The organism is Raoultibacter phocaeensis, from assembly GCF_901411515.1.
GTDB lineage: Bacteria > Actinomycetota > Coriobacteriia > Coriobacteriales > Eggerthellaceae > Raoultibacter > Raoultibacter phocaeensis.
Map to the genome: position 1 here is coordinate 1617498 of NZ_CABDUX010000002.1, position 11606 is coordinate 1629103.

The 11606-nt window shown below is 61.2% G+C and carries 10 protein-coding genes; 2 read left to right on the forward strand and 8 right to left on the reverse strand.

The window, feature by feature from the left end; translation table 11 throughout:
• Positions 1 to 323 precede the first annotated feature (323 nt).
• The 4 genes from FJE54_RS14840 to FJE54_RS14855 form a co-directional block, all read right to left on the reverse strand.
• Complete coding sequence (locus FJE54_RS14840) at positions 324 to 629, reverse strand: hypothetical protein (RefSeq protein WP_139653564.1); 306 nt, start codon at positions 627 to 629, stop codon at positions 324 to 326.
• The gene (locus FJE54_RS14845; protein WP_139653565.1) at positions 622 to 1161 is read right to left on the reverse strand and encodes a hypothetical protein; all 540 of its coding nucleotides are present in this window, start codon (positions 1159 to 1161) and stop codon (positions 622 to 624) included. The genes FJE54_RS14840 and FJE54_RS14845 overlap by 8 nt, the downstream gene beginning before the upstream one ends.
• Positions 1162 to 1386: 225 nt before the next feature.
• Positions 1387 to 1728, reverse strand: coding sequence for a 4Fe-4S dicluster domain-containing protein (locus FJE54_RS14850; protein WP_139653566.1), 342 nt, complete (start codon positions 1726 to 1728; stop codon positions 1387 to 1389).
• Between the two features lie 3 nt (positions 1729 to 1731).
• Positions 1732 to 3966: a molybdopterin-dependent oxidoreductase gene (locus FJE54_RS14855; protein WP_139653567.1), complete on the reverse strand. Its 2235-nt coding sequence runs from the start codon at positions 3964 to 3966 to the stop codon at positions 1732 to 1734.
• A gap of 219 nt (positions 3967 to 4185) precedes the next feature.
• Between FJE54_RS14855 and FJE54_RS14860 the strand changes: the two genes are divergently transcribed.
• The gene (locus FJE54_RS14860) at positions 4186 to 5682 is read left to right on the forward strand and encodes a helix-turn-helix transcriptional regulator (protein ID WP_180326758.1); all 1497 of its coding nucleotides are present in this window, start codon (positions 4186 to 4188) and stop codon (positions 5680 to 5682) included.
• Positions 5683 to 5787: 105 nt separating this feature from the next.
• On the opposite strand, the gene FJE54_RS14865 is transcribed toward FJE54_RS14860, so the two are convergent.
• The gene (locus FJE54_RS14865; RefSeq protein ID WP_139653569.1) at positions 5788 to 7128 is read right to left on the reverse strand and encodes an MATE family efflux transporter; all 1341 of its coding nucleotides are present in this window, start codon (positions 7126 to 7128) and stop codon (positions 5788 to 5790) included.
• A gap of 89 nt (positions 7129 to 7217) precedes the next feature.
• Here FJE54_RS14865 and FJE54_RS14870 point away from each other — a divergent pair, with 89 nt between their 5' ends.
• The gene (locus tag FJE54_RS14870) at positions 7218 to 8108 is read left to right on the forward strand and encodes a MerR family transcriptional regulator (RefSeq protein WP_139653570.1); all 891 of its coding nucleotides are present in this window, start codon (positions 7218 to 7220) and stop codon (positions 8106 to 8108) included.
• A gap of 686 nt (positions 8109 to 8794) precedes the next feature.
• Here FJE54_RS14870 and atpC read toward each other — a convergent pair.
• Genes atpC through atpG form a run of 3 tightly spaced genes read right to left on the reverse strand, consistent with a single transcriptional unit; the run spans position 8795 to position 11604 of the window.
• Positions 8795 to 9202, reverse strand: coding sequence for an ATP synthase F1 subunit epsilon (gene atpC / locus FJE54_RS14875; protein WP_139653571.1), 408 nt, complete (start codon positions 9200 to 9202; stop codon positions 8795 to 8797).
• A complete protein-coding gene (atpD, locus tag FJE54_RS14880) occupies positions 9202 to 10644 on the reverse strand; it encodes a F0F1 ATP synthase subunit beta (RefSeq protein ID WP_139653572.1) in 1443 nt (480 codons plus the stop codon). Before atpD ends, atpC begins: the two co-directional genes overlap by 1 nt.
• A complete protein-coding gene (atpG, locus tag FJE54_RS14885) occupies positions 10645 to 11604 on the reverse strand; it encodes an ATP synthase F1 subunit gamma (protein ID WP_139653573.1) in 960 nt (319 codons plus the stop codon).
• Positions 11605 to 11606 lie beyond the last annotated feature (2 nt).

Consider the following 11606-nt stretch of genomic DNA (forward strand, 5'->3'; position numbering starts at 1 on the left):
AACAGCGTCCTTCGGTGGCGCCCGATGCGGTCCGAACGAGCGTGGGTGAAGCAAAGATCGTGCCATATGGCATAATCCGCGATCGGGGATAATCCTCACGATGGAAGCATGCTGTCCTGATCAGGTGCGACGCTGAGGGCACTTTTCGTTCGCCGAAGCAGCGCAGAGAGAGCGGTACAACAATCGTGCCAAATGGCACGATTGTTGTCCAAGCGGATCGCCCTGCGGGAGCAGGTTGGGGGACGTCCTCCGACAACTTTGTGGGAGCGGGCCGAAGGTCGTCCTCCGATAAGCCTGCGGGAGCGGGTCGGAAGTCGTCCGTCCTACCCAATCGCCTCGCCTGGCGGCTTGAAGGCAGGAACCTTCGCGCTTCCCTTTTCGAGGGCCGCATGGAAGCGTTCCTCCATGATGCGGTTACGCGTGCTCCACGTCGCGCCCGCCACCGCATCGATCAAGTCCTGCACGTCGTCATCGGACGCGTTGGATCCATCGACGAGACCTTTGCCCTTCTCATCGGGCTGACAGCCTTTCGAGCCGTCGACAGTCGGCCGTCCCGAAACCGAACCCGACCCCCGCTCGAAAGCGGGGGTCGCACCGGAACTCGCATCCGCAAGGTACCGCTTAGGCATGGACAGCCTCGTCGGTTGCCGCATCGGGTACCTGCGCGAAACGGTCGGCCGGCTTCACGCAAAGCTTGGCCAGGCCGCCTGCCGCCGGATCGGACAGAAACGCCACGATCACGATGGTCGGCCAGAACTGGATGCAGAGCGCCGCGAAGCGGTCGAACAAATTCACCGGATCCACCAGACCAGTCATCGGGTTCACAGCCTCCGTGATACCCACGCCCGTCATGAACGCAGTCATGACGATGCCGAGGATGAACATGATGAGCGTGCTGAAGAAGATGTTCTGCACGATGCGATAGCCGAGCGTACCAGGCTTCGCGTCGTAGTACTCGGCTGCAGCCCCCGCGATGCGGGCCATCGGAATGACCGCCGTCACCACAAACGACGTGACGAACGCGATGCCGAAGCTCATAAGGTAGAACATCGGATCGATGTGCGCGATCCCCTGCGCGAACGTGAGCGCCAGACACAGAATGGCCGCCACGATGAAGGAAAAGAACAAGCCGTAGAAAATGTAGTACTTCTTGCTATACATAGCCGATCTCCTTGTCTTCGGGCGATCGGTCCCACCGGCAAGGCGAATGCTCGCCTGCGGACGTGAACCGCCGCCCGGGTTTCCCCTTGGCGGGCACCGGGCCTCCGGTGCCCGCGATGGTATGCAATAGCTGACTGCGGTCAGATCGTGCGGAACCGCATTCAGATGCCGGCTGGCGCCCATCAGGTTTCGAACAGGCGCGCAACCGGCCGGGTCATGCGGGTCTTACGCAACCACGAACAGCGTCTTCTGCTTCTGATCAAGCGTCTGGCTGAGCTCTTCGAGGGGCCCGAACTCAAGGCACTTCGACTGGCAGTGCTGCACGCAGGTGGGCACCTTGCCGAGTCCGCGACGTGCGGCGCAGGTATCGCACTGCTTGGTCGGGATGGGCAGGTACGAGAACTGCCAGTTGTCGTCGGCTTCGTCGCCGATGGGCCAGGGGCCGATCTTCACGACTTGGATGCCGGTCTGGCCGACGGGCAGCCCGTGTTCCATCTGGCAGGCGATCTCGCAAGAGTGGCAGCCCGAGCACCACTGGGCATCCACCAAAATTCCGAACTTTGCCATGGTTTATTCCTCCCCCTCTACTTTGTAAATCTTGCAGATCGAGCTCTTATAGTTGGATCCGAATCCGCTCTTGCCGGGGATCCAAGGCAGCGTGTTGTTGATGTTGAGGTCGAACACGTCGTAGAACTTCTCGGGATCGCCCTCGGGGAACCACCAGCCGTGGTCGCACGATACGATGCGGCGGTCCATGATGGGAGTGAGCTTCGCCTTGCGCTTCGCGCGTCCCATCGGGCCCTCCATCCACACCCAGTCGCCGTCATTGATGCCGTACTTCGCAGCGGTCTCAGGATGGATCTCCATGAGCGGCCAGGGGCGGTAGTAGCGCATGCGCTCGATCTGGCGATGCTCGGAGTGGAACATGCCCCAGAAACGCGCGCCGCTCGTCATGACCAAGGGGAACTCTTCCATGAGCTCAGGCGTCGACGTCGGGCCGGGCTCGGGCTCCTCGAAGTACGGAAGCGGATCGAGGCCTGCTTGGTTGTAGAAGTTGCTCCACAGCTCGATACGGCCAGTCGGGGTGTTGAAGCCGGGCTTGCCGTCGGCGCGGAGCTTGCCTGTCTTGTAGCGGTAGTACTCGATGGGCTGGTAGGCAGGCGCCACTTCCTGCAGTTCTTCGAACGACATATCGGTGGGCTTGAGCATGTCGGTGAACATCTCATCCACGTTGTCCCACGGCCATGCCTCGGGGTTCCACATCTTGCCGAGCTCTAAGTTGATCTGCATGTCTGACTTGCACTCGCCCACGTCGGTCACCTTGTTGATGGTGCTTCCGCGCTGCGCGCCCGACACGAATGCGATGCCGTTTCTTTCGGGGAATGTCTGAGCGGGCAGGACCACGTCGGCAAGCGCCGCGATCGTCGGGGTCTTGAACAGGTCGACGACTACGATGAAGTCGAGCTTGTTGAGCGCGTTGTACAGACGGACGGGATCGGCGCCCATGCACGCGATGGGGTTGGTGGTCTGCAGCCATGCGCCGTGGATCTCGTACGGATCGCCGGTCTCCATGGTCTTCACCGTCTCGTCGGGCTGCGATACCGCAAAGCCGAAGTTGTAGAGCGGGTAATCCTTGATGCCGATGCGCTTGGCTTCCTGCTCAGGCCCCAGCACCTCGCGGCCCCAGCCGCCGGCAACCGAGAGGATTTCGGGAGCGACGATCATGCCGCCCGGGCGCTCCATGTTGCCCGTGATCTCCCAGAGTGCGAGGATGGCCTGACCTGCCGGCATGGCTTCGCGGGTCATGTCGACGGCGACGCCCCACTGCAGCGTGGAGTTCTTCGCGTTACCGAGCATGCGTGCGGCGGCGATGATCTTATCCTCGGGCACCCAGGTGATCTCAGAGACGCGCTTCACATCGAACTCGGCAGCTCGTTCCTTGAGCTCCTCGAAGCCGTAGCACCACTCGTCGACGAACTCGTGATCGTAGAGGTCCTCTTCGATGATGATCTTCATCATGCCGAGCGCGAGCGCGGCGTCGGTACCGGGCCGCACGCGCAGGTGCAGTTCGGACTTCGACGCGAGCCACGTGACCTTCGGATCGACGGTCACGAGCTTCATGCCGCGCTTCATGAGGTCGATGACCCAGTGGCCGTAGAAGCCCTCGATGTTCGACTTGAGCGGGTAGTTACCCCAGACGAACATGACTTCGGGCACTTCGTAGTCGGGATGGTCGTAGCGCTCGGGGAACTGCTGCGCGGCATCGGGAATCCAAGGATGACCCGTCGTCGCCGCCATGCCGGCGATGCGCGGCAGGTAGCACGCCTGGCCCGAAAGAAGGCCCGTGTAGTTAGGAGATCCGAACGACCAGGACAAGCGCGTGATGTACGCGGCGATGTCACGACCAGTGCCCTGTGCGAAGATAACGGATTCCGCGCCGTACTTCTCCTTCATATCCATGAACTTCTCGGTGATAAGCTCGTAGGCCTCATCCCACGTGATACGCTCCCAGATGTCCTTGCCGCGGTCTTTCGGATCGCGCTTCATGGGGTACTGCAGGCGCTCTTTGTGGTTGGTTACCTCGGGCACGTCGAGGCAGCGCATGCACAAACGTCCGTCGGTCCACGGGTCCTCCGGATCGCCCTCGCATTTGACGAGCTTGCCCTCATCGTCCGTATACATGATGACGCCGCAGCCCAAATGGCAGCCCGGACCCGTCCATGCGCACCCGCGTGTAACGTCGTAGTCCCCCTCGCGATAGTGGAACGGTTTCTCATGGTCTACCAGTTTGTAATCGGTTTCCATTCCTACCTCCTCAAGCTTTCTTCCTCGTCTTGCACGACATCCGAAGCGCATCGCAATCGCATGGTGCCCCGGATTTGAGAATGGTCGGCGGCTGCCCTGAAAGCTGCCGCCGCGCACCCTCAACTTGTCTTTACTCTAGAGACCGCGTATCATGAACGCCATCGACCGATCGACTGGTTTTTACGGGGGAACATGCGAAACGAACCTATGGAAAAAAGCATGAGTGCCGAAGTTTTCCCACGTCAATCGCTATCATCGGCACTTCTCCTCGTAGCGGTCGGCGGGTTTTCGCTCTTCTGGGCGGTCTTTCTTTCCATGCTGATGCGCAACTCGTTTCTCGATGTCGATATCGAGAACCTCTGGCATCATCTCGTATTGAGAATCGCCTTTTTCATCGGGTTCGGCCTATGCAGCTTCGCGCTGTCGCGCACCGCCGACGGCACCATCGGAAAGCGGCGGCGGGGCGCCATGTACGCTCTCGTCGTGCTGTTCTCGGTGATCGCAGCGGCTTCTTCTGCGTCGTATTTCGTCACGCAAACGGCTCATGCCCTGCCGTTCGATCTCGTTGCATGGGCGCTTTCGGGCATTGGGTTGTGCTGTTTGTTCTTTCTCTGGATCGAAGCGGTTGCTGCCGTCTCGCCCTCGTCGACCGTGAAATGCCTCGCGCTTTCCGTCGTGTGCGGAAGCGGCTTCTACCTCATCATCACCATGCTTCCCTCCCCCTTCAACATCGCCATGCTCGCCGTATGCCCGCTTATCAGCCTCGGCATCCTCAAGGCCATGCCGCAAAGCGGCGAGCAGCCCGAAGCCGCTGAAATTCCCTTGAGCGAATCGAAGAAGAACGCCCATCTGTCGGGGGCGTTCGGCGCGATCTACGTGATATACGGCATCGTATTCGGCTTGGGAGCAGGATCGATCACCCAGATCGCGGGCGATGCGACGCTGTTCGTGGGCATCGCCGCGCTCACGGCACTCGGAGCGCTCGCAGCGTTCGGCTTCATGACGCGTTTTTCGGGCCGCATCGAGCAGGGCAACATGCTCAAGATGGTGTTCCCGTTTCTCGTGATCGCGCTCGTGCCCATGTCGTTCATGTCCGATATGGTCTATGCGCTCTGCAACCTGCTGCTCATGGGCGCGTACGTGTTTCTGCTCTTATCGAGCATCGCGTTCGAGCTCCAGACGGCCCGCGCACGACGCGCGTCGTACCTGTTCTTTGTCGGCATGAGCCAAACGGCGCTTTCGGCCGGCCTCGCCGTAGGCTACGGGCTCGGGCTGCTGGCTTCGGGCACGGGAGCCGTGAACCTCTCGGTGCTCTCGGGTATCGCGCTTGGCCTTGTCGTCCTGCTTGCCGCGTTCGTCACGTTCGCGCCGATCGAAAGGCCCCTGATGCACGAAGCGGTTGCTCCCGAGGCCCAAGGCGATGCGCAGCAGGACGAAGCCGACACAGGCGACCGCGACGTCGACCACGAGCAGGGCCACTGGAAGGCGAGCTGTACGGCCCTCGCAGAGCGCTACGGGCTCTCGCCGCGCGAAACCGAGGTGTTCTTCTACCTTGCGAAGGGACGCGGCATCGAGCACATCCAAAACCAGCTCTACATTTCGAGCCATACGGTCAAAACGCATACCTACAACATCTACCGCAAGATGAACATCGGCTCACGCGAAGAGCTTCTCGACCTCATCGAGGCCGAGAAGCAAACGCTGCGCGGCGAATGACCGCAGCCGCGCACCCGCCGCGACGGCTGTAGCCTCCGCCCCCGCTCACGCGGGCGCATGGACGGCTGTCTCGCGCCGTCGTCTGCCGGAGTCGGTACCTGCTGCCTACGACTGCTCGAACGCCGGCTTCGCCGCAGCGGCCTTCACCCGCGTGCAGTGCCGTCTTCGCAGAAGCACCCCCGCCACGCAAGCGAGAATCATCTGCACGACGGTTACCGACAGCCAGATGCCGTCGAGACCGGCAAGCCGCGCCAAACCGAACACCACGAGCACCACGAGGACCGCCTCACCGTACACGATCGTATTCGAGGCCCGCGCATCGTCGACCGCGTAGAAGTACGATGTCGACGCATGGGTGAACCCGTAGAAGATGTAGGCTATCGAGAAGATGGGGAGCGCCCACGCGACGAGCACGGCCGCGTCTCCCGTTGCACCGAACAGCAGCGGTATCTCTTCACGGAAGGCGAACATGGCCGCAAGGCCGAGCACGCCGATGCTGATGGTGATGAGATAGTTCGTGTTACGGAACCGCCGCACGCCGTCGGCGTCGCCCGCGCCGTAGTGTTTCGAGATGAGCGGCTGGCTGCCGTCGCCGACGCCCTGGATGAGCATCTGGATCACGCAAGCGGTATACGCGATGACCGCATACGCGGCAACCGCCGTTTCGCCGCCGTATGCGACCGCGTTCACGTTGATGGCCACAACGGTTGCCTCGGGCAGCAGCGTGAGCCCGAACGGCGCGAGGCCAAGCTTGAGCACGTGCGCGGCGATGCCGCCGTCGATGCGCAGATCGCGCCCCGCGATGCGGTTTCTCTTCAGCAGGAAGAACACCGCCACGAGTACGAACGCAGCAACCTGAGAGAGCACCGTCGCAAGTGCGGCACCAGCGGTCCCCCATCCGAAGAGGATCACGAACACATAGTCCAACACCACGTTCATGAGACCGGCGAACACCTGCACCACCATAGCGTAAGCCACCTTGCCCTGGTTGCGGATGAGCGGCGTGCAGCCGGTTACGAATATCTGGAACGGCACGCCCCATGCAATGACGGCAATGTAGGAAACCGCCTGGGAAAGCGTCTCCCCCCTGCCGCCGAGTGCGGTAAGGATGGGTTCTGCAAACAGGAAAAGCGCAGCCATAATGGGAAGCGCTGCAACGAGCAGCATGAGAAACGTCGTACCCACGGCGCACCGCGACTTGGCATCGTCTGCCGCACCCTTCGCGATGGACGAGATAACGCCGCCGCCCATGCCAATGCCGGTACCGATTGCCATGACGAGCGCAACAAGCGGAAACGCCACGTTGATCCCGGCTAGTCCCGCATTTCCCACCGCATGGCCTACAAACACGCCGTCGACAATGCTGTAAACGCTTGCCAGCGTGAACGTGAGCATCGTAGGCACGATGTACTTGAGGTATTCCCTCACCATAGAACGCGTAATCATGATTCACTTCCGTTACGTTGTTGCTTGATTTTTGTCCAGGTGATACTCTAAACCTTAAAGTAACTTTAATGTAAAGGGAGCAATTCGCCATGTTCTCCGAATCTCCAAATACCACGTTGTACGATGATAAAACCGCGAAACGCTATGACATCAAAGACGCGGCCCGCTACCTCGACATCGCACCTTCGACGCTGCGCTATTGGGAAAGCGAAGGGCTCGTGCGCTCAGAGCGCAATCCTGAAAACGACTATCGCCAGTATTCGCTTCACAGCCTCATCGATGCGAGCGAGATCGCCTTTTATCGTCAGATCGGTGTTCCGGTGAAGGAACTGAAGCACTATCATGCGCTCACCGTGGACGCGCTCGATGAAGCGCTGGAGCGTACCGAGGCGAGCATCGAGCGTCGCATGGCCGAGCTTGCGGCTTCGCGCGAGCGGCTTGCGAAACAGCGTGGCCTCAACGCGCAAGCCGAAGCGCTCCGATCAGCCGGCATGCGCCCGAGAACGCCGAGCATCGATCGGCTCGTCGCCATAGAGTACGACAATCCCCTGCATTGGATGCTGCTCGTCGACGAGCCGTGGCGCTACGGCCTGTTCATCGACGCCGCCGATCCCGACACCGCACTCGAAGGCATCGTCGAGGGGCCGGCGGCACAGGGCGATGCGGATGTTCGGCTCGCAGGCGTTTCGGGGGGAAGCGCATCGAGCGAACCTACGGGCGAAAGCACCTCGGTCCTCTGGGAGTGCCGCAAACGAGGGCATCGCCAGCCGAGCCTCGAGTGCCTGCTTCGCATCGCCCCGTACGGCAGCACATCGAACGTGCAGGATCTTCTCTCGAAAGCCTCGCAACGCGGCATAAACCCCACCGCCATCGTAGCAACCTATCTCGTCACCGGTGCTGAAACCTCCGACGGACCCCGCTGGGACTACTACCACGCCTGGATAATCGGCGACGAACGCGATAACGTTGTACCGCGCTGAAGTTTGCATGCATACCACACTGAAACTCTGCGGTTCGCTGGTAACCCGGGATTGATGCAGCCCCGCATGGCGCCAAACTGCGATCCGACGCTTTGGCGCTCCGAGCGGGTATATGTCAATGGCGGTTTAACGGCGGAATGGCTTCCTTTTACACAGTTTCTCACGTTGTGTTGCGCTCGGAGCCCTGATGTTGCAGAACGGCTACCGCCCAGCACGGACTCACGGGTTGTTTCTGCAGGTGGCTTGTAAAGAATAGCCTGATCGAAAGGAATTCAGGCTGCTACAGCGCAACACAACGCGGAAAACCGTGCAGATTGGGGCCATTCCGCCGCCGAGTCAGTATTGATGCGACCTCGCATGGCACCGATGGCGATCCGATGCTGGCGCTTCGAACGGGCACATGCCGATCCTGGTATAGCAGCGGGTTCTGCGGGGCATGCCGCTGCGAGCCAACGTGTCGATCTCGTCACTTCGCTCCGGCTGGGCATCGGACGGCACCGTCGGCTCGGGCTAGGCATCGGACGGCTCCGTCGGCTCGGGCTGGTGCCTGCCCGCCATGACGCGCCCGCCGTGCGTCCAAACAGTCCCAAGCACCCATGCGCAAGCAGGCATCCTGCAACGAAAAAGGCCCCGGGATCGCTCCCGAGGCCTCAACCGATTCAATGCTAGCGGATCGTGCGCGCGTGTTACTCGACTGCGGCGATCTGCAGTTTGCACCAGGCAATGTCCGAGCTAAGCGGAGTCTTTCTGGCTTCCTCTTCGGAGAGCGCCGCAAGCTGGGCCTCGAGTTCGCCGAGCTTTTCGCGGGCGGCTGCCGCGTCGATATCAGACACCGGAAGCGCGCGGTCGGCAAGGATGATAACCTTATCACCCGTCACCTCGACATACCCGCCCTGCAGTGCAAAGCGCTGCTTGTCGCCGCCCTCTTTTTCGCGCTGGATGCGGACGATACCGTCCGCGAGCGCTGAAACCAGCGGCACGTGGCCGTGCAGATAACCCATTTCGCCTTCGACGCCGGGTACGACCACCATATATGCTTCGTCGGAGTAAAGCTTAGCCGCAGGAGTCACGATGTCGCATATCAGCTTTGCCATTAGTCTTCCTTCGCCATCTTATCGTACGCTGCGTACACGTCCTCGATAGCGCCTTTGTACACGAAGCACTGCTCGGGGATATGGTCGCACTTGCCGTCCAAGATCTCGGCGAACGAACGGATCGTGTCCTCCATCTTGACGTAGATGCCCGGGTTGCCGGTGAAGACCTCGGCCACGTGGAACGGCTGGCCCAGGTACTTCTGGATCTTACGGGCGCGGTTCACGACGAGCTTCTGCTCTTCGGAAAGCTCGTCCATGCCGAGGATGGCGATGATGTCCTGAAGGTCCTTGTAGTTCTGCAGGACTTCCTGGACGCCGACCGCAACGCGGTAGTGCTCCTCGCCGACGATCTCGGGATCGAGTGCACGGGAGGTGGACTCGAGCGGATCGACAGCCGGGTAGATGCCGAGCTCAGCGATGGCGCGGGAAAGAACCGTCTTCGCGTCGAGGTGAGCGAAGGTCGTCGCCGGTGCGGGGTCGGTCAAATCGTCGGCAGGCACGTACACAGCCTGCACCGACGTGATCGAACCGGTCTCGGTCGAAGTGATGCGCTCCTGCAAGTCGCCCATTTCGGTAGCGAGCGTGGGCTGATAGCCTACAGCGGAGGGCATACGGCCGAGAAGCGCCGACACCTCGGAACCCGCCTGCGTGAAGCGGAAGATGTTGTCGATGAACAGAAGCACGTCCTGGCCCTGATCGCGGAAGTACTCCGCCTCGGTGAGGCCGGCGAGGCCTACGCGCAGACGAGCTCCGGGAGGCTCGTTCATCTGACCGTACACAAGGCAGGTCTTGTCGATAACGCCCGACTCGCTCATCTCGAGGTAGAGGTCGGTACCCTCACGGGTACGCTCGCCTACGCCGGTGAACACCGAGGTGCCGCCGTGCTCCTGAGCGAGGTTGTTGATGAGCTCCTGGATGATAACGGTCTTGCCGACACCTGCGCCACCGAAGAGGCCGGTCTTGCCGCCCTTGACGAACGGCTCGATGAGGTCGATGACCTTGATGCCGGTCTCGAAGATCTCGGTCGTGGTCGTAAGGGTGTCGTAATCGGGAGCCGGATGGTGGATAGGCATCCATTCGGCGATCTCGGGCATGGGCTTGCCGTCGACGGGCTGGCCGATCACGTTCCAAATGCGGCCCAAGGTGTTCGGGCCCACGGGCATCATGATGGGGTTGCCGGTGTCGACAGCCTCGACGCCGCGGACCAAACCGTCGGTCGACGACATGGCAACCGCGCGGACGAGGTCGCCGGGAAGGTGCGTTTGCACCTCGAGTACAGTATCCACTTCCCCGATAGGGGTCTGTGCATGCACGGTCAAGGCGTTGTAGATCGCCGGCATCGCATCCGGCGGGAACTCAACGTCGACGACAGGGCCGACGATTCGGACGATGCGCCCCGTCGCTCCCTGCTTGGCCGATGCATTATTCATAGTTTCAGCCATTTAATCCTCCAATGCCGCGGCGCCGCCAACGATCTCCGAAATCTCGGTGGTGATGGCGCCCTGGCGAACACGGTTGTACAATCTGGTCAAAGAATCGACCATGTCGTTAGCATTATCGGTTGCCGACTTCATTGCCGTACGGCGAGCACCCTGCTCGGCAGCGGCAGAATCGAGCAGCGCGTGGTAAAGGGTGGTCCGAACGTATGCCGGGAGCAGCCTATCGAGAACGGTCGCGGCGTCAGGCTCGAACACGACATCGCCCGGAAGAGCGTCGCGCGAACGGTTGACCTGCAGCCTTTCCGCCTCAGAGGTCGCCTCGTCCGGGTGATCGCCCGAAGGCATGACCACGTTGTCGGCTATCTCCCCGAGCAAAACCTCCGAGTCGATCGGCAAGACGAGCTCTTGGCGCAGCACCTGTTCGGCCGCATTCTTCGCATGGTTGAACACGACGATGACCTCGTCGAGGCTCCCATCGACGTACCCTGCGATAGCGTACGTTGCAAGCGCGGCGGCCTCGTCGACCGTCGGGTCGGCGGACAGATCCTTGAACTCGATGACCGGCTCGATCTTGCGGTAGTTGAAATAGCCGATGGCCTTTTTCCCGCAGGCGGCGATATGGACGTTCGCGCCTTGCGCGCTCTTCTCCTTGATGAGGCGCTCGACGTGACGCAGCACGTTGCTGTTGAAGCCGCCCGCAAGGCCTCGGTCCGACACGATGACTACAACGAGCACGTTTTTCACTTCGTCATGCTTTTGCAGCAAGGCGTTCTCAGAGCCACCTACACGCTCGGCGACGTTCGCCAGAATCTCAACCATGGAGATGGAGTACGGCGTGGCCGCGACGGCGCGCTCGGTTGCGCGACGGATCTTGGCAGCAGCGACCATCTCCATGGTGCGCGTGATCTGCTTCGTCGAAGAGACGGATTTGATTCGTCTTTCTATGTCGTGAAGGTTGGGCATGA

Coding starts and splice junctions, on each gene's coding strand:
- FJE54_RS14840 (WP_139653564.1), bottom strand. CDS start 629: ATGCCTAAGCGGTACCTTGCGGATGCGAGTTCCGGTGCGACCCCCGCT.
- FJE54_RS14845 (WP_139653565.1), bottom strand. CDS start 1,161: ATGTATAGCAAGAAGTACTACATTTTCTACGGCTTGTTCTTTTCCTTC.
- FJE54_RS14850 (WP_139653566.1), bottom strand. CDS start 1,728: ATGGCAAAGTTCGGAATTTTGGTGGATGCCCAGTGGTGCTCGGGCTGC.
- FJE54_RS14855 (WP_139653567.1), bottom strand. CDS start 3,966: ATGGAAACCGATTACAAACTGGTAGACCATGAGAAACCGTTCCACTAT.
- FJE54_RS14860 (WP_180326758.1), top strand. CDS start 4,186: ATGAGTGCCGAAGTTTTCCCACGTCAATCGCTATCATCGGCACTTCTC.
- FJE54_RS14865 (WP_139653569.1), bottom strand. CDS start 7,128: ATGATTACGCGTTCTATGGTGAGGGAATACCTCAAGTACATCGTGCCT.
- FJE54_RS14870 (WP_139653570.1), top strand. CDS start 7,218: ATGTTCTCCGAATCTCCAAATACCACGTTGTACGATGATAAAACCGCG.
- atpC (WP_139653571.1), bottom strand. CDS start 9,202: ATGGCAAAGCTGATATGCGACATCGTGACTCCTGCGGCTAAGCTTTAC.
- atpD (WP_139653572.1), bottom strand. CDS start 10,644: ATGGCTGAAACTATGAATAATGCATCGGCCAAGCAGGGAGCGACGGGG.
- atpG (WP_139653573.1), bottom strand. CDS start 11,604: ATGCCCAACCTTCACGACATAGAAAGACGAATCAAATCCGTCTCTTCG.